21 protein-coding genes are annotated in these 21,416 nt (G+C 60.5%); 3 read left to right on the top strand and 18 right to left on the bottom strand.

Translation table 11 applies throughout. The features are described from left to right. Positions 1–53 precede the first annotated feature (53 nt). The 6 genes from AEQ63_RS21125 to AEQ63_RS21100 all read right to left on the bottom strand — a co-directional run bounded on the left by AEQ63_RS21125 (position 54) and on the right by AEQ63_RS21100 (position 5,487). Complete coding sequence (locus tag AEQ63_RS21125; RefSeq protein ID WP_064364638.1) at positions 54–707, bottom strand: HAD family hydrolase; 654 nt, start codon at positions 705–707, stop codon at positions 54–56. Between the two features lie 112 nt (positions 708–819). Beyond that, positions 820–1,809, bottom strand: coding sequence for an ABC transporter ATP-binding protein (locus tag AEQ63_RS21120; RefSeq protein ID WP_042608521.1), 990 nt, complete (start codon positions 1,807–1,809; stop codon positions 820–822). Then, a complete protein-coding gene (locus AEQ63_RS21115; protein WP_042608520.1) occupies positions 1,806–2,606 on the bottom strand; it encodes an ABC transporter permease in 801 nt (266 codons plus the stop codon). Before AEQ63_RS21115 ends, AEQ63_RS21120 begins: the two co-directional genes overlap by 4 nt. Next, a complete protein-coding gene (locus AEQ63_RS21110) occupies positions 2,593–3,429 on the bottom strand; it encodes an ABC transporter permease (RefSeq protein ID WP_161806100.1) in 837 nt (278 codons plus the stop codon). The genes AEQ63_RS21115 and AEQ63_RS21110 overlap by 14 nt, the downstream gene beginning before the upstream one ends. 5 nt (positions 3,430–3,434) lie before the next feature. Next, positions 3,435–4,241 carry an alkaline phosphatase family protein gene (locus AEQ63_RS21105; RefSeq protein WP_064364636.1) on the bottom strand — a complete coding sequence of 269 codons (807 nt, stop codon included), beginning with the start codon at positions 4,239–4,241 and terminating at the stop codon, positions 3,435–3,437. Between the two features lie 178 nt (positions 4,242–4,419). Next, positions 4,420–5,487: an ABC transporter substrate-binding protein gene (locus AEQ63_RS21100; protein ID WP_042608517.1), complete on the bottom strand. Its 1,068-nt coding sequence runs from the start codon at positions 5,485–5,487 to the stop codon at positions 4,420–4,422. A 349-nt stretch (positions 5,488–5,836) separates the two neighbouring features. On the opposite strand from AEQ63_RS21100, the gene phnR reads away from it, so the two are divergent. Next, positions 5,837–6,550, top strand: coding sequence for a phosphonate utilization transcriptional regulator PhnR (gene phnR / locus AEQ63_RS21095; protein WP_064364635.1), 714 nt, complete (start codon positions 5,837–5,839; stop codon positions 6,548–6,550). A gap of 599 nt (positions 6,551–7,149) precedes the next feature. Here phnR and AEQ63_RS21090 read toward each other — a convergent pair. The 8 genes from AEQ63_RS21090 to minC all read right to left on the bottom strand — a co-directional run bounded on the left by AEQ63_RS21090 (position 7,150) and on the right by minC (position 15,314). Further along, the gene (locus tag AEQ63_RS21090) at positions 7,150–8,484 is read right to left on the bottom strand and encodes an amidohydrolase (RefSeq protein WP_064364634.1); all 1,335 of its coding nucleotides are present in this window, start codon (positions 8,482–8,484) and stop codon (positions 7,150–7,152) included. A gap of 64 nt (positions 8,485–8,548) precedes the next feature. Then, positions 8,549–10,702 carry a mechanosensitive ion channel family protein gene (locus tag AEQ63_RS21085; protein WP_064364633.1) on the bottom strand — a complete coding sequence of 718 codons (2,154 nt, stop codon included), beginning with the start codon at positions 10,700–10,702 and terminating at the stop codon, positions 8,549–8,551. 74 nt (positions 10,703–10,776) lie between these two features. After that, a complete protein-coding gene (locus AEQ63_RS28810; RefSeq protein WP_165839208.1) occupies positions 10,777–10,953 on the bottom strand; it encodes a hypothetical protein in 177 nt (58 codons plus the stop codon). A 193-nt stretch (positions 10,954–11,146) separates the two neighbouring features. Further along, entirely contained in the window at positions 11,147–12,436 is a 1,290-nt protein-coding gene (locus AEQ63_RS21080; RefSeq protein ID WP_064364632.1) for a M18 family aminopeptidase, read from the bottom strand. A 177-nt stretch (positions 12,437–12,613) separates the two neighbouring features. Further along, on the bottom strand, positions 12,614–13,249 hold the full coding sequence (locus AEQ63_RS21075; protein ID WP_024012204.1) for an RluA family pseudouridine synthase: 636 nt from the start codon (positions 13,247–13,249) through the stop codon (positions 12,614–12,616). A 91-nt stretch (positions 13,250–13,340) separates the two neighbouring features. Continuing rightward, positions 13,341–13,595 (bottom strand): cell division topological specificity factor MinE, encoded by a 255-nt coding sequence (gene minE, locus AEQ63_RS21070; RefSeq protein WP_003223146.1) that lies wholly within the window; start codon positions 13,593–13,595, stop codon positions 13,341–13,343. Further along, positions 13,595–14,407 (bottom strand): septum site-determining protein MinD, encoded by an 813-nt coding sequence (minD, locus tag AEQ63_RS21065; RefSeq protein WP_007913953.1) that lies wholly within the window; start codon positions 14,405–14,407, stop codon positions 13,595–13,597. Before minD ends, minE begins: the two co-directional genes overlap by 1 nt. 169 nt (positions 14,408–14,576) lie before the next feature. Continuing rightward, positions 14,577–15,314: a septum site-determining protein MinC gene (gene minC, locus AEQ63_RS21060; RefSeq protein ID WP_038861964.1), complete on the bottom strand. Its 738-nt coding sequence runs from the start codon at positions 15,312–15,314 to the stop codon at positions 14,577–14,579. Positions 15,315–15,431: 117 nt separating this feature from the next. Here minC and AEQ63_RS21055 point away from each other — a divergent pair, with 117 nt between their 5' ends. Both AEQ63_RS21055 and AEQ63_RS21050 read left to right on the top strand, forming a co-directional pair. Then, a complete protein-coding gene (locus tag AEQ63_RS21055; protein WP_042608512.1) occupies positions 15,432–16,364 on the top strand; it encodes a lipid A biosynthesis lauroyl acyltransferase in 933 nt (310 codons plus the stop codon). Between the two features lie 35 nt (positions 16,365–16,399). Continuing rightward, positions 16,400–17,572, top strand: a complete 1,173-nt coding sequence (locus AEQ63_RS21050) for a patatin-like phospholipase family protein (protein ID WP_064364631.1) — start codon at positions 16,400–16,402, stop codon at positions 17,570–17,572. Between the two features lie 90 nt (positions 17,573–17,662). Here AEQ63_RS21050 and AEQ63_RS21045 read toward each other — a convergent pair whose 3' ends face one another. The 4 genes from AEQ63_RS21045 to AEQ63_RS29025 all read right to left on the bottom strand — a co-directional run. Then, on the bottom strand, positions 17,663–18,448 hold the full coding sequence (locus AEQ63_RS21045) for an outer membrane protein OmpK (protein WP_042608510.1): 786 nt from the start codon (positions 18,446–18,448) through the stop codon (positions 17,663–17,665). Between the two features lie 372 nt (positions 18,449–18,820). Further along, positions 18,821–19,606 carry an outer membrane protein OmpK gene (locus tag AEQ63_RS21040; protein ID WP_064364630.1) on the bottom strand — a complete coding sequence of 262 codons (786 nt, stop codon included), beginning with the start codon at positions 19,604–19,606 and terminating at the stop codon, positions 18,821–18,823. A 159-nt stretch (positions 19,607–19,765) separates the two neighbouring features. Continuing rightward, complete coding sequence (locus AEQ63_RS21035) at positions 19,766–21,118, bottom strand: nucleobase:cation symporter-2 family protein (RefSeq protein WP_042608508.1); 1,353 nt, start codon at positions 21,116–21,118, stop codon at positions 19,766–19,768. Positions 21,119–21,328: 210 nt separating this feature from the next. After that, the coding region (locus AEQ63_RS29025) for a hypothetical protein (RefSeq protein WP_236705279.1) at positions 21,329–21,416 on the bottom strand (88 nt) is incomplete at its 5' end.

Below are 21,416 nucleotides of genomic sequence, written 5' to 3'. Positions count from 1 at the left end.
CCGAGCGGGAGCAAGCTCCCTCGCCACAGGTAGCGTGCACACTGGATCTTCGGTTATTTCCAGTGATGGATCGGCCAGCCGGCCTTTTCTGCGTGCTCCAGCAGCACCGGATCCGGGTTGACCACGTGCGGGAAATCCACCTTCAGCAGCAGCGGCAGATCATTGCGTGAGTCGGAATAGAAACTCGCGCCTTCGAGGTTTTCCTCTTCGGCATCGAGCCATTCCAGCAAGCGGGTGATCTTGCCTTCGCGGTACGTCAGGGTGCCGACGGTGTTGCCGCTGTACACGCCATGGGCGACTTCCAGTTCGATGGCCAGTATCTCGTCGATGCCCAGACGATCGGCGATCGGACGAACCAGGTGCGTACCGGACGCAGAGATCACCAGAATCCGGTCGCCGGCCTTGCGATGGGCGGCGATGGTTCTCGTCGCGTCGCTGAAAATGATCGGCTCGATGAAGTCTTCAACCCAAGGCCCCACGAGGTGCTCGACCTCTTCCGGGGTACGCCCGATCAGCGGTTCGAGGCTGAAATCCATGTACTCTTCCATGCGCAATTTGCCATGGCTGTAGGCGTCCATCAGCTCATTGTTGCGACGCATGAACGACTCGGGATCGACCCAGCCCAGGCGCCCCATCTGCTCGCTCCAGAGGGTCGCGCAGTCGCCGTGGATCAGCGTTTCGTCCAGATCAAAAATTGCCAAAGCCATCGGGTTCTCTCCGAGAACAGCTGCAAGCTACAAGCCTCGAGCTGCAAGAATTAAAATCAGGTGGACCGAAGTCTACAGCTTGAAGCTTGCAGCTCGAAGCTTGCAGCTGCTTTTAAGCTACTTCGCACAAGGCCGTCGGATCGATGGAAAGTGCCAGGCGCTGTCCGTCGGGATGCAGATCGGCGGCCGAACGGTTGAGCACATCGACCACCAATTCCACACCGCGCGCTTCGACGCGATAACGAATGACGTTGCCGAGCAGGCTGTGGCTGCGGATCTGTGCGTCCAGCTCGCCGTCGAGGCTCAGCTCGATGGCTTCCGGGCGGATGGCGATGCGGTGGTTGACCGGCCGTTGCAACAGCTTGGAGGCGGCATCGGCGTCGAGCAGGTTGTAGTTGCCGATGAAGCCGGCGGCGAATACATCCACCGGCGCGGTATAGAGGGTTTCGGCGTCGCCGCTCTGGACGATCTTCCCCTGGTTCATCAGGAAAATGCGATCGGACATGGTCAGCGCTTCTTCCTGATCGTGGGTGACAAAGATCGTGGTCAGGCCGAGCTCCCGCTGGATCTGGCGGATCTGCTCGCGCAGGTGCTTGCGAATCCGTGCGTCGAGTGCTGACAGCGGCTCATCCAGCAGCAACAAACGCGGGCGGGTCACTAGCGAACGGGCGAGGGCAACCCGTTGGCATTGGCCACCGGACAGTTGATGCGGATAGCGGCTGGCGAAGTCATGCAACTCAACCAGTTTCAGCACTTCAGCGACGCGCTTGTGACTGTCATCGGCATTGACCTTTTGCATGCGCAAGCCGAAAGCGACGTTCTGCTCGACGGTCATGTTGGGGAATAGCGCGTAACTCTGAAAGACCATGCCGATGCCGCGTTTCTGCGGGCTCAATGGCACGATATCGACGCCGTCGAGGAGGATCTGGCCGCCATCCACCGGGGTCAGCCCGGCAATGCAACGCAACAGGGTGGATTTGCCGCACCCGGACGGGCCGAGCAGGGTGACGAACTCGCCCTTGTGGATTTCGCAATCGATATCGCTGAACACCGTGGTGCCGGCATAACTTTTCTGCAGGTGTTGGACGCTGACATAGCTCATTCGCTTTTGTCCTTGTTCAAGATGTTGGCGATCCAGGTCAGGACCAGCACGAAGAAGAAATACGAGATGACCAGCGCACTGGTGAAGTGACCGCTGCTGTTGCGCATGTTGTTCAGATACACCTGCAGGGTTTCGTAGCGCGTGCCGACCAGAATATTGGCGAACACGAACTCGCCGAAGAGGAATGAGAACGACAGCAGCAACGCCACCATCAGACCCTTGCGCAAATTCGGCAGCACCACCAGGAACGCCGCTTGAAAGGTGCTGGCGCCGAGCAGTTGCGCGGCGTCCATCAGGTCGCGCAGGTTGATCGCTTGCAGGTTGTTGGTGATCGCCCGGTACATGAAGGGCAGCGCCACGGTGAAGTAGCAGCCGATCAGAATCCACGGCGTGCCGACCATCGCCATCGGCCCGGAACCGTAGAGCTGCAACAACCCCACCGAGGACACCACTGGCGGCACCGCGAAGGGCAGCAGGATGAGGATGTTCATCAGCGCATCGAGCCTGGGAAAGTAGTAATGCACGACGAACAGCAGCGGCAGGATCAGCACCACCGAGAGCACCAGAGCACCGACGCAGACGATCAGCGACTGGCCGAAGGCGTGCAGAAAGCGCGGATCGCTCCACAGCTGGATGTACCACTTGAAGGTGAAGCCGCTGGGCAGGATCGTCGCCGACCAACTGCTGGCGATCGAGTAGACCAGTGTGCCAGCCAGCGGCAACAACAGGATGGCGAACAGCAGGTAGACCACGACGCGGTGGTAGAGGCCGGCCGGGCCGGATTCAGCGCGAGACATGGTAGCTCCTCTTCAGCAGCAGTTGATGCACGACGGTGACGATGGTCATCAGCGCCACGAGCACCACGGCCAATGCACTGGCCAGGTTCGGATCGAGGGAAATGTCCCCGGACACCATCGCTGCGATACGGATCGGCAGAACGTTGAAGTTGCCGGTGGTCAGCGCATAAACCGTGGCGTAGGCGCCAAGGGCGTTGGCCAGCAGGATGACGAAAGTGCCGAGCAGTGCCGGGGTCAGCACCGGCAGACCGATGTGCCGCCAGAACTGCCAGCCGTTGGCGCCGAGCAACGCAGCGGACTCGCGCCAGTCTTCACGCAAGGCGTCGAAGGCCGGGTAGAGCAGCAGCACGCCGAGGGGAATCTGGAAGTAGGTGTAGAGAATGATCAGGCCGGTTTTCGAATAAAGGTTGAAGTCCTGAATGATCCCCGACTGCTTGAGCATGATGGTGATGCTGCCGTTGAAACCGAGCAGGATGATGAACGCAAACGCCAGCGGCACGCCGGCGAAGTTGCTGGTCATGTTGGCGAAGGCATTCACGAAGTTGCGCAGCTTCGAATCGACTCGGCGCAATGAATATGCGCCGAGCACGGCGATGATGATGCCGAATAAGCTCGACCAGAAACTGATCTCGAGGCTGTACTGGATCGCCTGCCGATAGAATTTCGATCCAAAGACCTTGCTGAAATTGGCCAGGCCCCAACCGGACTCTTCCGATTGCAGGCTGTTGATCATCACCCAGACCAGCGGGGCGATTTCGAAAACGATGAAGAACAGCGCGAAGGGCACCAGACACAGCGCCGCGAGCCATTTGCCGCGAGTCATGGAGTTCACTTGAGCAGCTCCCGGCACACAGGTTTGTCGTGGGGCACGCCGAGCAGTTCGCAGACTGTGCCGCAGAGCTCGGTCTGTTTCGGTGTGGCGTCAGGGTTGAGGCTGAACGCATCGCCGAGGACGAACAGCGGCACCTGACGTTCTTCCACCAGCAGGCCGTTGTGCGAGCGATCGTTGTTCATGCCGTGGTCGGCGGTTACCAATACCTGATAACCAGCGTCGAGCCAGGTCTGCAGATAGTCGGCGAGGATGATGTCCGCTGAGCGCGCGCTGTTGCGGTATTGCGAGCTGTCGAGGCCGTGCTTGTGCCCGGCATCGTCGATGTTCATCGGGTGGATCAGGAGGAAATTCGGCGCGTGACGCAGGCGCAGGTTTTCCGCGTCGGCGAACAGGTGCGAATCCGGATAATGATCGTTCCAGTAGAAATGGCCGTGCTGGATCGGCAGCGTCGGATCGTCGGTGTGGCGGTCGCGCGCCGCCACGAACGGTGAGCGGTTATACAACTCGCTGACCCAGTGGTACGCCGCAGCGGCGGTTTTCAGTCCGGCATCGCGGGCGTAGTGATAGATGCTGCGCTGGCTGGACAGGCGCGAGACGTTGTTGTGGACGATGCCGCTGTCGATCGGCGGCACGCCGGTGAGAATGCATTCATAGAGCGGCCGGGACAGGGCGGGCAGTTCGCACTCCAGTTGATAGAGCGCCGCGCGTCCTGCGCCGACATAAGCCTGCAGATGCCCCATGGCGTGACGCGCAACCTCGTAATTGAGGCCGTCAAGCACGACAAGGATGACGTTGTGCTTCATAGGGGCAAGAACTCCGCGAAACAGGAAAATTCAGATCCAACCGAGATCCCCTGTAGGAGTGAGCCTGCTCGCGATGGCAGTGGTTCAGCCAACATCGTCGTTGAATGTTCGACCGCTATCGCGAGCAGGCTCACTCCTACATGGGGATTTGTTTCAGGTCACATAGTGGTGATCAGGTTTATTTCATCTCTACGATGACTTCCTCGTTCCACTGCTGCGGCAGGGCTTTGGAGGTCTTTTCCCACGCGTCGGCATCCTTGACCGGCGTGACCTTCTTGTACTGCTCGTTCGGCAGCAGTTTGGCTTTCACGTCTTCCGGCAGTTGCAGGTGTTCGGCGCGGATCGGACGGGCGTTGCCGCGGGCGAGGTTGGTCTGGCCGGCGTCGCTGAAGATGTATTCGCGGGTCAGCTTGGCGGCGTTGGGGTTTTTCGCGTATTTGTTGATGATCGTGGTGTAGCCGGAAATCACCGAACCATCGGACGGGATCAGCACCACGTAATCATCCGGATTGGCCATCTTGGCTTTGTAGCTGAGGCCGTTGAAATCCCAGACCACACCGACTTCGATTTCGCCTTTTTCCATGGTGGCGATGGTCGGGTTGGCCATCGACAGGCGACCCTGTTTGGCGAGGTCGGCGAACAGCAGCAGGGCTGGCTTGATGTTCTTCTCGTCACCACCGTTGGCCAAAGCCGCAGCGAGCACGCCGTTGGCGGCCTGGGCGGCGGTGCTGACGTCGCCGATGGAGACCTTGTACTTGCCGGTTTTCAGATCCGCCCATTTGGTCGGCACGTCGGAGCCATGCAGCAGCTTCTTGTTGACGATAAAGGCGATGGTGCCGGTGTAGGCCAGCGCCCAGTTGCCGTCCTTGTCCTTGGCCCAGTCCGGAACCTGGTCCCAGGTGCTCGGCTTGTACGGTTGCACCACGCCTTGCTTGACCGCGATCGGGCCGAAGGCGGCACCGACGTCGCCAATGTCGGCAGTAGCATTGTCTTTTTCGGCGGCGAACTTGGCGATTTCCTGGGCCGAACTCATGTCGGTGTCGATGTGTTTCAGGCCGTATTTCTTGGCCAGGTCTTCCCAGGTGCCTTTCCAGTTGGCCCAGTCATCGGGCATGCCGACGCTGTTGACCGCGCCTTCCGCCTTCGCAGCGGCTTCGAGTGTTTTCAGATCGGTGTCGGCCGCCATGGCGGCGGTGCACATTGCAATGGTCGAGCCTAACAGTGTTGCCAGGAAAAGCTGTTTCATTCCGAAGCTCCTTGGTCGTGTTCAACGCTGCGATTGCGGTTGTGTTGGTCTAGGTCAGCAATACCTGAGCCAATTTAGGCGGGCTGGATGACACTTTGATGTCGATGGCCTTGTGGCAGGTCGTTTGCCTGCCCGGGATCGGTGGCTGCCAAATAAGCGTAGACCATGGCGCAGGCCCGGCGGGCAGGGGACTTGGCCGATGTATTGCAAGCCGTGAACGCGACCGTTCGGCAGTTTTGTCATCTGTCGGTCATCTGCACTGCCTAGGCTTGCAATCTACGCAAGCGCTTTGATCGGCGGTCAGTTACGCCCCGAAACAGTGCTGGTCTAGTCCAGATAGGTAACGTTGATGCGCGACAAGGCAACGAAAGCGGTGACAACCATTGGCCAAGTGCTGCAGGAGCAGATTGATCATGGTTTGCTGGCGGCCGGGAGCAAGTTGCCGGCCGAGCGCAAGCTGAGCGAGTTGTTCGGGACCACGCGGATCACTGTGCGTGAGGCATTGTTGCAACTGGAGGCGCAGGGGCAGATTTACCGCGAGGAGCGGCGCGGCTGGTTCGTGTCGCCGCCGCGTCTGGCTTACAACCTGATGCAGCGCAGTCACTTTCACGCGATGGTCAGTGCGCAGGGGCGCGAGCCTTCGACCGAGGTGATTTCGGCGCGCTTGCAGCCGGCTTCGGCGGCGGTGTGTGCGTGGTTGCAATTGCCGGCGTTGTCGAGCGTGATTCAGATTTGCCGCTCGCGGCGCATCGATGGGCGGTTGGTGTTGTATGTGGAGCACTATTTGAATCCGCAGTTTTTTCCGGGGATTCTTGATTTTGATTTGAATCAGTCGATTACCGAGCTGTATGCCGGGCATTATGATTTGCACTATGGCCGGGTGCGGTTTGAGATTGTGCCTACGTCTTTATCTGTCGATGCGGCGGCGGCTTTGCGGGTGTCGGTGGGGAGTCCGGGGTTGCGCATTGCGCGGGTCAATTATGATCAGCATGGGCGGTTGATTGATTGTGATCTGGAGTTTTGGCGGCACGATGCGATTCACGTTGGGGTTGATGTGGTTTGACCTTGGCGGCCTCTGGGCCGACCAGGTTTTGGGGTTTTTGGGTGTATATCCGTTGCTGCGGTAACGGCTTCTTATGGTTCCGCCCTTACGGCGGGTCACCTTTTTCAAACGCCAAAAAGGTAACCGAAAAGGCTGCGCCCTGACGTTCGGCCCCTCGCTGGGGCTCGGGGTTCCTTCGCTACGGGATCGATCCTGGCGCAGCGGCTCCGGCTTGCTTCGCTGCACCTACACTCGCTGTTTACGACTGCGTCGTACGGTCGCTGCGCTCCCGCGCCCGGATCAATCCCTCCGCTCAGCCTGCCGACGGGCTCCAAGATCAAGATCAAGAGCTACTCGAGCTTGCGCTCATTGTTTTGAGTGGTGAAAAGCATGCGGTGTCTGGCTTTGGTTTTGTGCTGGATTCGCCCCTCATCGGAACGCCGCCCGCCCAGCCCTCTCCCGAGGGAGAGGGAGCCGATTTGTGAGTTGTTCAAAATCTGCATTCAACTCGGTATCTCAGGTTGGCATACCTCATTCGAACAGCCCGGTCAGTCCCCTCTCCCTCTGGGAGAGGGCTAGGGTGAGGGGCTTTTGACCTTCAGGATTCCAGCCATCTGGGTTTACTTGCCCAACCCCGCATTCCCATACAGATAATCCGTGGCCAACGAAGCCAATGTCCTGACCCCAACCACCAGCGCCGATTCATCCACGAAGAACCCCGGATTATGATTCGGCGCGGCTTTGCTCATGTCCTGATCCCGGGGCGTCACTCCGAGAAACACGAACAACCCTGGCGCCTCTTTGGCAAAGAACGAGAAATCTTCCGCACCACCCACCAGTGGACCCTGCACCACATCATCCTTGGCGGCCCACTTCAGGGTCGGCAGCATCTTTTCCGTCAGTGCCGGGTTGTTGATCGTCGGGTCGTACTTTTCGATGATGGTGACGTCGGCTTTGGCGCCGCCGCTTTCGGCGATTTTCTCGATGGTCTGGCGTACGTCGGCATGCAGTTTCTGGCGGATGCCGTAGTCGTAGGAGCGGATGGTGCCGGTCATGTCGAGTGATTCGGGGATGATGTTGTAGCGGGTGCCGCCGTTGATGGTGCCGATGCTGACTACCGACGGGTAAGAGGAAATGTCGGTGCGACGGCTGACCACGGTTTGCAGGCCGACGATGGTTTGCGCGCCGACGGTGATCGGGTCGATGCCGTCCCACGGGCGGCCGGCGTGGGTTTGTTTGCCGTGGATCTTGATCCGCAGGTCGTCGGAACTGGCCAGGGTCGGCCCGGGGCGGTAGGCGATCTGGCCGGCGGGAACGCCGGCCCAGACGTGCAGGCCGAACACTGCGTCGGGTTTCGGCGATTTCATCACGCCTTCTTCGACCATCATTTTTGCGCCCCAAGTATTTTTGCCGTCGGGAATGAAATCGCTCGGGCCTTCTTCGGCGGGCTGGAAGTAGAACACCACGGTGCCGGGCAGGCTGTCGCGCATGCCCGTCAGAATTTTCGCGGCGCTGAGCAGGATCGCGGTGTGGGCGTCGTGGCCGCAGGCGTGCATGACGTCGACTTCCTTGTCGAGATACGTGCCTTTGGCTTTCGAAGCGAACGGCAAGTCGGAGACTTCCTTGACCGGCAGCGCGTCCATGTCGGCGCGCAGCGCCACGGTCGGGCCGGGCAGGGCGCCCTTCAGGATAGCAACCACACCGGTGCGGGCGACGCCGGTTTTCACTTCCAGGCCCATGGCTTGCAGCTGTTTGGCGACCAGCTCAGCGGTGCGTTTTTCGGTGTTGCCGAGCTCCGGATGAGCGTGAAGGTCGCGGCGGGTTTCCAGCAGCTCCGGTTCGAGCTTTTGCGCCTGCTCGGCGATCTGTGTGCGGGCGCTGTCGATCGTCGCGGCGCCGGCGTGGCTGGCGATCAGCGTAAGCAAAAGGCTCTGGGCAATGCGCGTCAGGTGCATGGGGTTCTCCTTGATTATTGTTGTCGGGCTTTCTTGCCTGTGACTGCAACCACGCGCTTGAGTGCTATTCCTTCGGTTGGCCGCCGCCGGCAGTAATCACCTGCACACTCATCCGCGGTGTCGCCAGATCCAGCCCCGCCTCATCCAGTTGCCTTTTCAACGACAAATTGAACGCCCGGGAAACCTCCCACTGTTTGATCGGCGCAGTCTTGAAGCGTGCGCGCAGGATCGCGCTGCCGGATTCGAAACTTTCCACGCCCTGGATCTCCAGCGGCGACCAGATGTTGCGGCGTTGCAGCGGATCGCTGCGCATCTTCTGGCCGACGTCGCGCATCAGTTTGATCGCGTCGTCGATTTCCATGTTGTACGGCACGGCAACGCGGAAGATCGCGTAGCCGAATTCCCGCGAGTAGTTCTTGATGCTCTTGATTTCGCTGAACGGGATGGTGTGGACGATACCGTCGATGTCGCGCAGGCGGACGGTGCGGATGGTCAGCCCTTCTACAGTGCCGAGGTGGCCGCCGACGTCGACGTAGTCGTCGATTGCCAGCGAGTCCTCGATGATGATGAACAGGCCAGTGATCAAGTCCGCGACCAGCGACTGCGCGCCGAAACCGATCGCCAGACCGATCACACCGGCACCGGCGAGCAGTGGCGTGACGTTCATGCCCATGTTCGCCAGAGCGACGATCAGCGCGATGATGAAGATCGCCACGAACAGCACGTTGCGGATCAGCGGCATCATCGTCTGCGCGCGGGCGTTGGCCAGGCCTTTGCGCGAGCGGGTGAGGGCGTGGTGCACGGCGGTGTCGGCGAGGATCCAGATCAGCCAGGAGAAAATCAGCGTGCCGATCAGGCTGAACAGTCTGACGCTGATGTCATGGCCATCACCTTCGGCGAACGCGATCAGCGAATGGCCCCAGACACGCAGGCCCAGCTCGATGAAGATCAGCCACACCAGCAAATGCGCGAGGGTATAGAAGAAGTTCTTCAGGCGCTCCGAGTACAGCGCATGGCGTTTCGGCCCGCGTTGCGGCTTCAACGAATGACGACGCACGAGGCCGTTGATGACCATGCACAACACCAGCAGAACCGTGCAGATCAGCGACTGCCGCAGCGCGGTGCTGGTGTCGCCGGCGGAGACGAACGTGGCGAACAGCGAGATGCCGACCAGCACCAGCGCCGGCACGTACCAGAAGGTGCCGAGGATCTCGATGGTGTCGCTGAGGGCGCGGCGGGTCAGGCGGCGCGACAGTGGCTGGTTGCGGATCAGGTGCGCGATCGGCCGGCGGAATCGCAGAATGAACAGGCCGGTCGACAGTGCCGCGAGTACGTTGGCGGTGGTCGCGGCGGTGTGGGCCAGATGCACGCCCAGGCTTTCCACCAGACGCGGATCGCTCAGCGCTTCACCGAACGCAGCAAAGCTGCCGATCAGCCACAGTGGCCGGAACGCCTGATGACGAAGAATGTACAGCGCGCGATGGCGGTGCGGGCCGTCGAGCAGAGAGAAGGCAATCACGCAGATCGCCGAGAAACAGGGGCCCACCACCAAGGCATACGCCAGCACCATTGCCAGGCTCTTGCCCAGCGATGACGGCAGCACGTAGCTCATGTAGACCGTCATCACCAACGCGATCAGCCACGGCCCGAGCTTGCGCAGGGCGAAGCGCAGCATGTCGAGGGCCTTGGGGTGTTGCGGCAGTTCTTCGGTGAGGCCGAAGCGCATACGGACGCGGTGGCCAAGCCAGATCAGCGCAGCGGCGAGCAGGCTCCAGACCATCAGGATCACGGCGAAGCCGAAGATGATCGGCAGCCATTCATTGGCCGGCAGCAGCTTGCTGGTCAGTTCGTCCTTGGCCAGGTCGAATTCGTTGGACCAGCGGGTGAGCGGGCTGTCGGCGCCGGAAAACTGTTTTTCGAAGTTGGCGAGGGAGCCACCGATCAGGCCCAGCACGCCTTCTTCCGGGGTGGCCTGGGCTTTTTTCGTGGCGTCGCGCAGCTTCTTCAGATCGCTGAGCAACTGTGCGCGTTGCTTATCGTTTTCCAGTGACTTGATCACTTCGTCCAGCGACTGGCCGAGGGGTTCCTGGGCTTCGGGCTGCGGCTTGGAAGTGTTGAGCAGGCCGGGCAGACCGACCGCTTGCGCGGGCGCCAGCGGCAGCAGCGTCATGATCAAGACAAGCAACAGACCGGGTACAGCAAAAAGACGAGCGAACACCAGAAGACAACCTCGCGATAGGCGGATGCGCTGGAGTGTACGAGGCCCTCCGGCGCAATGCGAGCCGGGCGCGGTCATTCGTTGAGTTTGGCGAGGATCTTGTAGACCACGGTGGCGAGGATCATCAGCATGCCGATCCACATGGCCAACACCCCGGCGTTCTTGTCACGGAAGTTGAAGCCGATGGCCAGCAGGATCATTCCGCTGAGGATGGGAATGAGCATGGCGTGGAAGGAGGACATCGAGATCATGGAGACTGCCTTGTCTGGTGGGATCCGTTGAGTCTAGGCAGGTTTTCGAGGCGGGGTGTGATGTGGCTCAGGAATGCATCGAGTCAGAGAGGATTCTGCTGCGTGCACAGGCGCTTTCGCGAGCAGGCTCGCTCCCACAGGTTGGAATGCTACTCAATGTGGGAGCGAGCCTGCTCGCGAAGTTTTTCAGCCTTTACGGCAACTCACGACTGGCATAAAACGCGCTGAGCACTTTGACCAGGTGCGCCAGGTCATGGCTGCCGCACAGCTCGCGGATCGAGTGCATGGCAAAGGTCGGCAGACCGATGTCGACGGTGCGAACCCCCAGGTGGCTGGCGGTGATCGGGCCGATGGTCGAGCCGCAGCCCATGTCGCTGCGCACCACGAAACTTTGCACCGGGACTTCTTCAGCCATGCACAGATGGCGGAAGAAACCGGCGGTTTCGCTGTTGGTGGCGTAGCGCTGGTTGCTGTTGACCTTGATCACCGGGCCGGCGTTGAGTTTCGGGCCGTGATTGGCGTCGTGTTTTTCCGCGTAGTTGGGATGCACGCCGTGGGCGTTGTCGGCCGACACCAGCAGGGATTTCTGGATGGTGCGGACAAACTCGTCACCTTCCGGCAGCAGGCGGCGCAAAGTCTGCTCGAGCATCGGGCCATCGGCACCGCAGGCCGAGCAGGAACCAACTTCTTCGTGGTCGTTGCACACCAGCACGCAGGTTTCGTCGGTCTCGGCGGTGAGCAAGGCTTGCAGGCCGGCGTAGCACGACAGCAGGTTGTCGAGACGCGCACCGGCAATGAAATCACCGTTCAGACCGATGACCGCTGCGCTTTGCGTGTCGTAGAAACTCAGCTCGTAATCGAGCACGACGTCGGCATTCAGGCCGTGTTCGCGGGCCAGTTGATCGGTGAGCACGGCGCGGAAATCGACGCGCTCGTCACCAGCGAACTGGGCGAGGATCGGCGGCAGTTCGGTCTGCGCGTTGATCGCCCAGCCCTGATTGGCTTCACGGTTGAGGTGAATGGCCAGGTTGGGAATGATCGCGATCGGTGCCTTGAAGTCGATCAACTGGCTCTCGACCTTGCCGTCACGGCGGAAGGTGACGCGGCCGGCCAACGACAGATCGCGATCAAACCACGGCGCCAGCAACGCGCCGCCGTAGACTTCAACGCCCAGTTGCCAGAAGCCCTGACGCTGCAGTTCCGGCTGTGGCTTGACCCGCAGGCACGGGCTGTCGGTGTGGGCGCCGACCAGGCGGATACCGTCGTGCAGTGGCGAGTTGCGGCCCATTTTGATCGCGACGATCGAGGAGTCGTTGCGGGTGACGTAATAGCGGCCGTTGGCCTCGGTGGACCATGGCTCGCGCTCGTCGAGGCGCACATAACCGGCGGCCTCCAGACGCTGCACGAGGCTGGCGGTAGCGTGGAACGGGGTAGGAGAGGCCTTGAGAAAGTCGATCAGGCCCTGGTTCAACTCTGCGCGCATAAGAAACTCCAGACAGCAATGGGCGGGAGTTTAACGTATTGGCCGGGGAATTGAATCCAATGCAGATCTCTGTAGGAGTGAGCCTGCTCGCGATAGCACTGTGTCAGTCAACTGATACTTATCTGACACACGCCTATCGCGAGCAGGCTCACTCCTACATTAAATCGTTGTGGCCGGTCAGAACGGGGCGGGGCACTCGAAGCGCAGGCGTTCGCCGGTTTGCGGGTGGGTGAAGCTGAGCATGCTGGCGTGCAGGCACAGCCGTGGCCAGGCCGCCAGCGCTTGCTCGTGGGCATAGAGCCCGTCACCCAGCAGCGGATGGCCGATCGACAACATGTGTACGCGCAACTGATGGGAGCGACCGGTGATCGGTGTCAGTTCGACGCGGCACCAGTCGCCGCAGCGCTCCAGTACTTTCCAGAACGTCAATGCATGCTTGCCGAATTCGTGATCGACCACGTGACGCGGCTTGGTCGGTGGGTCATAACGCAGGGGCAGGTCGATGCTGCCGCTGTCCAGTTCCGGCTGACCCCAGGCCAGAGCGGTGTAGGCCTTTTCGGTTTCGCGGTCATGAAACTGCCGCGACAGCTCGCGATGGGTGTCGGCATCACGGGCCAGCAGGATGATGCCGGAGGTTTCCCAGTCCAGGCGATGGACGATGCGCGCTTCCGGGTAGCCGTTTTCCTGCAGACGGGTAATCAGGCAGTCCTTGTTGTCGTCGGCGCGGCCGGGAACCGAGAGCAGCAGGGTCGGTTTGTCGACCACCAGAACGGCGGCGTCCTCGTGGATGATGCGGATGTTGGACAGCGGCATTAAAACAGCCTCGTAACAAATGCCAACGGCGGTTCAGGGCCATTCCCGCATGGGGATGGCTCTGAACCGCCGTCGTTCCTGCCGGATCGACTCAGCGATCGGGCAGGGTGATGTTGAGTTCCAGAATCGAGCAACTGCCCTGACTTTCCAGTGCAACGTGTACGTCGTCGTTGCCGATGTTGACGTACTTGCGGATCACGTCGACCAGTTCCTTTTGCAAGGCTGGCAGGTAATCCGGCGTGCTGCGCTGGCCGCGCTCATGCGCCACGATGATCTGTAGACGCTCTTTCGCTACCGAGGCGGTACTTGGCTTTTTGTTGGCACGAAAGAAGTCAAAAAGGTTCATTACCTACCTCCAAACAGGCGCTCGAAGAATCCCTTCTTCTCGACATCGAGGAATCGGTGGGCTTTTTCTTTGCCCAGCAGGCGGTCGACGGTATCGCTGTAAGCCTGACCGGCATCGCTCTGGTCGTCGAGAATTACCGGCACGCCCTGGTTGGAAGCCTTGAGCACTGCCTGGGATTCCGGGATGACGCCGAGCAGGGTTACCGAGAGGATTTCCTTGACGTCTTCAACGCCGAGCATCTCGCCCTTTTCAACGCGCTCCGGGTGGTAGCGGGTGATCAGCAGGTGTTCCTTGATCGGGTCTTCGCCACGTTCGGCGCGACGCGATTTGCTCGCCAGCAGGCCGAGCATGCGGTCCGAGTCACGAACCGAGGAGACTTCCGGGTTGGTCACGACGATCGCTTCATCGGCGAAGTACATGGCCAGGTGCGCACCTTTCTCGATGCCCGCCGGGGAGTCGCAGACGACGAACTCGAATTGTTCCTTGAGCTCCATCAGGACTTTTTCCACGCCTTCGACGGTCAGCGCGTCTTTGTCGCGGGTCTGGCTGGCCGCCAGTACGTAGAGGTTTTCCAGGCGCTTGTCTTTGATCAGCGCCTGTTGCAGGTTGGCTTCGCCGTTCACGACGTTGACGAAGTCATACACCACGCGGCGCTCGCAACCCATGATCAGGTCGAGGTTACGCAAGCCCACGTCGAAGTCGACGATCACTGTTTTGTGGCCGCGCAGAGCGAGACCGGTACCGATAGCGGCGCTGGTGGTGGTCTTACCCACACCACCCTTGCCGGATGTAACCACGAGAATCTTGGCCAAGGTGTTTCACCCCTAAGGAAGAAGGACTGTTCAGCCCCTGAAAAACATCTCTTGAAAACTACTGCAGTCGGACAGCCTTGGCTGGAATTTGGCTTTAGGCCTTTTTCCTACTTCGTTTGAGCCGTTTTCGCTACGTTTTAGAGATGCTTGGAAAATGCGGCAGTATCCGTTAAAGCCGAATGATGTTCAACACGTCGCCCGACAGGCTGACCTGGACGCCCGAGCCCCACATCGGATCGCGACGCAAATCCTCGGAGACCTTGTAATGACCGGCGATGGAGATCAGTTCAGCGCTCAATTGCTGACAGAAAATCCGTGCCTTGGTGTCACCTTTGACGCCGGCCAGTGCACGGCCGCGCATCGGGCCGTATACATGGATGTTGCCATCGGCGAGAAGTTCCGCCCCCGGACTGACCGAGGAGACCACGACCAGATCGCCACCCTGGGCGTATATCTGTTGGCCACCACGTACTGGCGTAGTGATCACGCGGGTCGGTTTGACGGTCGGCTCAGGGGGTTTTTCCGGCTTCTTTTTGACCTCGACTTCCGGCGTCTCCAATGGGCGCTCGCGGGCGCCGGAGGGTGGCAGCACGGGAATGTCGATGGCGATGGCGGCGGCGATGTCTTCGATGCGGCTGGCACGAATCGCCAGGGTGCGCAGGCCATGCTGGCGGCAGACACGCATCAGCCCCGGCAGGTCGACTGCGCCCTGGTTCGGCGGCAGTTTGTCCAGCGCCAGAACCAGCGGTGCATTGCTGAAGAAATTCGGCGCCTGGGCGACTTTGGCGGCCAATTGCCGATCGAGGCTTTCGAGGTCGTTACGGGCCAGTTCCAGCACAGTGATGGCCAGCATGCTGCCCTTGAGCTGGAATACGGGATCTTGGTCTAACGGGTCGGTTTGGCTCATGTCGGCATACAACGGCTTGTCACTAAAAGTGCCGAGACTTATAACGAGAACGCCCGCGAGCCGCAAGCCGGGTCGAACGATGTAGAATGCGCGGCCACTGTATTTACGGAAGCTTTAATGGATCGCCCGCGTTTTCGAAAAGCATATCTTGCTCCGCGCTTCTGGCCGCTCTGGTGCGGCCTGGGGCTTTTGTGGCTGATCGTGCAGTTGCCGTATCCGGCGCTGCTGACCATCGGTCGAGTTTTGGGTGCGTTGATGTATCGCGTCGCCAGTGACCGGCGGACCATCGCCCGGCGCAATCTGGAATTGTGCTTCCCGGAGAAATCCGCCGCCGAGCGCAAACGCCTGCTCAAGGAAAACTTCGCCTCCACCGGCATCGCCTTCTTCGAAATGGCGATGAGCTGGTGGTGGTCGCGCGAACGGCTGGCGAAACTGGCGCATGTCGAAGGCCTTGAACATCTGCAGAAGGCCCAGCGCGAAGGCAAGGGCGTGATCCTCATGGCTGCGCATTTCACCACCCTGGAAATCGGCGCCGCGCTGCTCGGCCAGCAGCACACCATCGATGGCATGTACCGCGAGCACAAAAATCCATTGTTCGACTTCGTTCAGCGCCGTGGCCGCGAGCGACACAATCTGGATTCGCTGGCCGTGGAGCGCGACGACGTGCGCGGGATGCTCAAGCTGCTGCGCTCGGGCCGGGCGATCTGGTACGCACCGGATCAGGACTACGGCGCCAAGCAGAGCATCTTCGTGCCGCTGTTCGGCATCCAGGCTGCCACGGTCACCGCAACGACCAAATTTGCCCGCCTGGGCAAGGCGCTGGTGGTGCCGTTCACCCAGGAACGGCTGGCCGATGGCAGTGGTTATCGGCTGGTGATCCATCCGCCACTGGAGGATTTTCCCGGCGAGAGCGAAGAGGCCGATTGCATCAGGATCAATCAGTGGGTCGAGAGCGCCATGCGTGCCTGCCCCGAGCAGTATCTGTGGGCGCATCGGCGCTTCAAGAGCCGCCCGCCGGGCGAGCCGAAGCTTTATCCCAAGCGCCGTTGATTCACCCGTCCTGACAAGCATCCCGGAGTGTTGCAATGAGTCCTGCTGAACCGGTCACAGGTTTGATTCTTTCCGGCGGCGGGGCTCGGGCGGCGTATCAGGTCGGGGTGCTGGCGGCGATTGCCGAGCTGCTTCCGGCCGGCGCGGACAATCCGTTTCCGGTGATCGTCGGCACCTCGGCCGGGGCGATCAATGCGGTCAGCCTGGCCAGTGGCGCCACGGATTTTCGCGCCGCCATCGAACGCCTGACCCAGTTCTGGCAAGGCTTTCGCAGCCACCGCGTATTGCGCAGCGACTGGCCCGGAGTCATCCATCAAGCCAGCCGTTTCGTCAGCCACAGCCTGCTCGGCCTCGGTCGACAAATGCCGGTGGCGCTGCTCAACAGTTCGCCACTGCGCGAACTGCTCGAGGAAAAACTGCACCTGCCCGGCATCGCCGAATCCATCGCGCGCAAGCAACTGCATGCGGTAGCGGTGACTGCGTTCGGCTACGAGTCGGGACAAGCGGTGACGTTCTATCAGGGTGGCGGCACCATCGACGCCTGGCTGCGGCATCGACGCATTGGCATGCCGACCCAACTGTCGGTCGATCACCTGTTGGCCAGTTCGGCGATCCCGCTGTTGTTCGCGCCGGTGAAAATCGGTGAGGAATATTTTGGTGACGGCGCGGTGCGTCAGTCGGCGCCGATCAGTCCGGCGTTGCACCTGGGCGCCAGTCGCGTGCTGGTGGTGGGCGTCAGCGGCAACCCGCGCGGCCTCGATCCGCAGCAGCCACTGGAGCGCGCCTACAGCGGCCAGCAACCGACGCTGGCGCAGATCGGCGGGCACATGCTCAACAGCACATTCATCGACAGTCTGGAGAGCGACATCGAATTGCTGCAACGGCTCAACCAATTCAGTCATTTGCTCCCGGCCGGCACGCCAACCCGCGCGCTGGGTGTGGCGCCGGTGGAGGTGCTGGTGATTGCGCCGAGTCAGCCGATCGATGAGATCGCGGCACGCCATCGCCAGGAATTGCCAGCGGCGTTGCGTTTGTTTCTGCGTGGGCCGGGAGCGACCAAGACGAGTGGGGCAGGGGTGTTGAGTTATCTGCTGTTCGAGGCGGCGTATTGCAGCGAGTTGATCGAGTTGGGGCGGCGGGATGCGTTGGCCAAGCGCGAGGAGCTGTGCCGGTTTCTGCGGATATCCGAAGCAGTAGCTCCCGCCTGAAATCCGCGGTGAGGCCTTCGCAAGCAGGCTCGCTCCCACATTGGAACTCGGTCGAATGTGGGAGCGAGCCTGCTCGCGAAGCTTTTAGGGTCAGAAGTGGAACTTCACCAGGAAGCTCGTGGTGCTCTGATCGGTCTTGAAGTACTGGCTGTCCTTGATCCCGTACTTGTCCGACCAGTAGTCGTATTCGACACCGACATACAACTGCTTCTCGCCGAAATTCAGCGCCTTGCCCAGGTCGTATTTGACCTGCGGGTTGAAGTGCAGGTTGGCATGGTAGTCGCCTTTTGAGTTGGAGTCGTTGTCGACCACCCAGTCCATGAAGCCGTCGATGAGGATGTTCGATTTGCCCACCGGAATGGTGTAGGACCAGACGGGGGTGATCTGCCAGACATTGTCACCGGCGCGGGCGCCCTGGGTGTGACGCTGGTAGAAGTTCAGCTGGAAGTAATCGAAGCCCGGGATCGCCAGGTCGAAGCCTGGACCGATCAGGTAGGCCTCGGTATCGCCTTCACCGAATTCGTAGGTCATGGCGACCAGGACGTCCTTGACCGGGCCGAACTCGATCTTCTGGTCGAGCACCTTGCCTAGCGAGATGCGTGGGCTGAACTCACCGTAGTAGGTATTCGGACCGTTGCTGAAGTCTTTGCCACCGTTATAGAAGATCTTGTCGAAGAAGAAGAAATTATCCCCGTACGTCCACGCATCGGCGTGTTCGAAAGTCACGGTCTGCTGAATGCGCGGGTTGACCTGGAAGTCCTTGCCATACAGGTAGGTCAGGCTGTTGTTCTGCCACTGCAGCAGGCCTTCGGCCATCGCCTGGCCGCCAGCGAACATCGATCCGGCCAGCATCAGGCTGGTGCACATGCGTTTCATTCGGTTGCTCCCAAAAATAGGTGTTCCACGTTATTTTTTTAAGTTCGGCGCTCTGATGTGGCGCCTTTTTTCGTACCGCAAATTTCATCCGATCGGTCAGCTTTGGATGCTGGTAGCAAAAGCTGCGCCAAGGCTTTCGAAAAACCAAAAAACGCCCGTTCGGCTGCTGAAAAACAGTCGACGAGCGTGTTTTCGGGAGGCCTCAGGACTGACCGTGGCCGGGATAAGTTGGCTTTTCGGTCAGAAATTGAATCCGGGCTTTTTTTTACAGCGAATGCGGAAGGCCGCGGAGAATACTGACTCCTCGGCCAGCGCTCAAGTGCCCCGCAACAGAGCACCGACAACAGGCATGGCGCACGGTTGCGGGCCATCTCAGAAGTGCACCTTCAGCAGCAGGCTGGCGGTGTTCTGGTTGGTGTCGAAGGTATGGGTGTTTTCGATGCCGTACTTGTTCTTCCAGTAGCTGTATTCGGTGCCGACGTACACCTGCTTCTGGCTCCAGCCCAGGGCTTTGCCGAGGTCGTATTTGATCTGCGGATTGATGTGCAGGTTGGCGTGGTAAGTGCCGCGCGAGTTCTCGTCGTTGTCGACGACCCAGTCGAGGTAGCCGTCGATCAGCACATCGGAATTGCCGAGCGGGAAGCTCCACGACCACGCGGGGGTGATCTGCCAGACGCCGTCGCCGGGGCGCGGGCCTTCGGTGTGGCGGCGGAAAATGTTCAGCGTGAAGTAGTTGAAACCGGGCACTTTCAGGTCGAAGCCGGGGCCGATCAGGTAGGCCTCGCTTTCGCCTTCGCCGTACTCGTAGGTCATCGCCAGCAGCACGTCCTTGATCGGGCCGAACTCGAGCTTGCGGTCGAGGATCTTGCCGAAGGACAGGCGCGGGGTGAACTCGCCGTAGAAGGTGTGCGGGCCTTTGTTCGCATCTTCCTTGCCGTTGTAGAAGATCTTGTCGACGAACAGAAAGTTGTCGCCGTACTTCCATTTGTCGGCGTGTTCGAAAGTGACTGTCTGCTGGTACGACGGGTTGATCGCGAAATTCTTGCCGTACAGGTAGCTGAGGCTATTGCTCTGCCACAGCAGCAGATCGCCGGCCATGGCCTGACTCGCGGCCAGCAGGCCGCCACTCAACAGAACGTTGCCTTGCGTGCGGATCATCTGTTGCTCCCTCTTGTTTTTATTTTCAAGGCACAGAGTTGCGATCCCTTTGGAGGAGTGAGCCTGCTCGCGATAGCGGGATTACATTCAACAAATCAGTTGACTGAAAAGACGCAATCGCGAGCAGGCTCACTCCTACAGGGGGAATTGGTGAGGCTGTCAATGAGCATGGCAATCGTTGATCGCCGCACGCTCCTTGCCGCCGAGGATGTTGAACAGCAGGTTCAGGGTCAGCGCGCTGAGGGTGGCCATGGCGATGCCGCTGTGGGTGATCGGGCTCATCCACATCGGCAGATGAGCGAAGAATTCCGGACGCACCACCGGGATCAGGCCCATGCCGATGCTCACCGCGACCAGCAACTGATTGCGCCGGTCACCGATGTCGGCTTCTTGCAAGATCTTGATGCCAGTGGCCGCGACCATGCCGAACATCGCAATCGCCGCGCCGCCCAACACCGCCGGTGGAATCGATGCCACCAGAAATGCCGCTTTCGGCAGCAGGCTGAGGACGATCAGCAGACCGCCGGCGACGATCGTCACCGAACGGCAGCGCACGCCGGTCATCTGCACCAAGCCGATGTTCTGCGCGAACGAGGAGTGGGTGAAGGTGTTGAAGAAACCGGCGAAGAACGACGCGCCGGCATCGCACAGCAAGCCGCGACGGAGCATGCGCGGGCAGACTTCCTGGCCGGTGATCTTGCCCAGCGCGAGGAACATCCCGGTGGACTCGACGAAGATGATCACCACCACCAGACACATCGACAGAATCGGCGCGAGCTCGAACTTCGGCATGCCGAAATGCAGCGGGGTGACAAACTGAATCCACGGTGCGCTGGCCATGCCACTGAGGTCGACCATGCCGATCACGCCGCACAATACGTAGCCCAGGCACATGCCGATCAGCACGGAAATGTTCACCCAGAATCCGCGCATGAAGCGGTGGACCAAAAGGATGGTGGCCAACACCAGCGCAGCGATGGCCAGATAAATCGGCGAACCGAATTGGGCGGCGTCGACACCGCCACCGGCCCAGTTCACGGCCACGGGGAACAGCGATAAACCGATCGAGGTGATGACCGTACCGGTGACGAGCGGCGGGAAGAAACGCACGACCTTGGACATGAACGGTGCGATCAGCATGCCGAAGAAACCGGCGGCGATCGTCGCACCGAAGATGCCTTGCAGACCGATACCGGGCATGCCGGCCATGGCGACCATGCTGCCGACCGCGGCGAAACTGGCGCCCATCATCACCGGCATACGAATGCCCATCGGGCCGATGCCGAGCGACTGCACGATGGTGGCAATCCCGGCGACCAGCAGATCGGCGTTGATCAGGAAGGCGATTTCTTCACGACTCAGGCCAGCGGCCTGTCCGATGATCAGCGGCACCGCGATGGCACCGCCGTACATCAGCAGAACATGTTGCAGACCGACCAGGATCAGTTGCAAAAGGGGCAAACGCTGAATGGCGGGTGCGTCGGGGATGCGCGCTTTGGACAGCTCGGACATGCAACACCTCGGATCTTTTTTATTCTTGTGATTAACAGCTGCCGGGTTGCTCACAGCTGTTTATTTGCATCAGGTCTTGTGGCGAGGGAGCTTGCTCGCGCTGGGGCGCGAAGCGGCCCCTCTCTTCAGAAGAGCAGGGCCTGCTGCGCAGTCCAGCGGGGGGAAGCTCCCCCGCCACAAAAGCCTGCTTTTAACAGGCTTTTGTGTGGCTTAGTTGGTCTGCGCTCCCTGGGCAATCCAGGCACCGATCAGGTCACGTTCCTGCTGGGTCATCTGGGTGATGTTGCCCAACGGGCTG

The sequence above is a fragment of the Pseudomonas sp. RIT-PI-o genome, from assembly GCF_001297215.1.
Taxonomy (GTDB): domain Bacteria; phylum Pseudomonadota; class Gammaproteobacteria; order Pseudomonadales; family Pseudomonadaceae; genus Aquipseudomonas; species Aquipseudomonas moraviensis_A.
Note: the sequence above shows the minus strand (reverse complement) of the source record. Positions and strands in the feature narration are given on the sequence as shown.

Excerpts from the sequence above, each read along its gene's own strand:
- AEQ63_RS21125 (WP_064364638.1), bottom strand. The coding sequence starts at position 707 with ATGGCTTTGGCAATTTTTGATCTGGACGAAACGCTGATCCACGGCGAC.
- AEQ63_RS21120 (WP_042608521.1), bottom strand. The coding sequence starts at position 1,809 with ATGAGCTATGTCAGCGTCCAACACCTGCAGAAAAGTTATGCCGGCACC.
- AEQ63_RS21115 (WP_042608520.1), bottom strand. The coding sequence starts at position 2,606 with ATGTCTCGCGCTGAATCCGGCCCGGCCGGCCTCTACCACCGCGTCGTG.
- AEQ63_RS21110 (WP_161806100.1), bottom strand. The coding sequence starts at position 3,429 with ATGACTCGCGGCAAATGGCTCGCGGCGCTGTGTCTGGTGCCCTTCGCG.
- AEQ63_RS21105 (WP_064364636.1), bottom strand. The coding sequence starts at position 4,241 with ATGAAGCACAACGTCATCCTTGTCGTGCTTGACGGCCTCAATTACGAG.
- AEQ63_RS21100 (WP_042608517.1), bottom strand. The coding sequence starts at position 5,487 with ATGAAACAGCTTTTCCTGGCAACACTGTTAGGCTCGACCATTGCAATG.
- phnR (WP_064364635.1), top strand. The coding sequence starts at position 5,837 with ATGCGCGACAAGGCAACGAAAGCGGTGACAACCATTGGCCAAGTGCTG.
- AEQ63_RS21090 (WP_064364634.1), bottom strand. The coding sequence starts at position 8,484 with ATGCACCTGACGCGCATTGCCCAGAGCCTTTTGCTTACGCTGATCGCC.
- AEQ63_RS28810 (WP_165839208.1), bottom strand. The coding sequence starts at position 10,953 with ATGATCTCGATGTCCTCCTTCCACGCCATGCTCATTCCCATCCTCAGC.
- AEQ63_RS21080 (WP_064364632.1), bottom strand. The coding sequence starts at position 12,436 with ATGCGCGCAGAGTTGAACCAGGGCCTGATCGACTTTCTCAAGGCCTCT.
- AEQ63_RS21075 (WP_024012204.1), bottom strand. The coding sequence starts at position 13,249 with ATGCCGCTGTCCAACATCCGCATCATCCACGAGGACGCCGCCGTTCTG.
- minE (WP_003223146.1), bottom strand. The coding sequence starts at position 13,595 with ATGAACCTTTTTGACTTCTTTCGTGCCAACAAAAAGCCAAGTACCGCC.
- minC (WP_038861964.1), bottom strand. The coding sequence starts at position 15,314 with ATGAGCCAAACCGACCCGTTAGACCAAGATCCCGTATTCCAGCTCAAG.
- AEQ63_RS21055 (WP_042608512.1), top strand. The coding sequence starts at position 15,432 with ATGGATCGCCCGCGTTTTCGAAAAGCATATCTTGCTCCGCGCTTCTGG.
- AEQ63_RS21050 (WP_064364631.1), top strand. The coding sequence starts at position 16,400 with ATGAGTCCTGCTGAACCGGTCACAGGTTTGATTCTTTCCGGCGGCGGG.
- AEQ63_RS21045 (WP_042608510.1), bottom strand. The coding sequence starts at position 18,448 with ATGAAACGCATGTGCACCAGCCTGATGCTGGCCGGATCGATGTTCGCT.
- AEQ63_RS21040 (WP_064364630.1), bottom strand. The coding sequence starts at position 19,606 with ATGATCCGCACGCAAGGCAACGTTCTGTTGAGTGGCGGCCTGCTGGCC.
- AEQ63_RS21035 (WP_042608508.1), bottom strand. The coding sequence starts at position 21,118 with ATGTCCGAGCTGTCCAAAGCGCGCATCCCCGACGCACCCGCCATTCAG.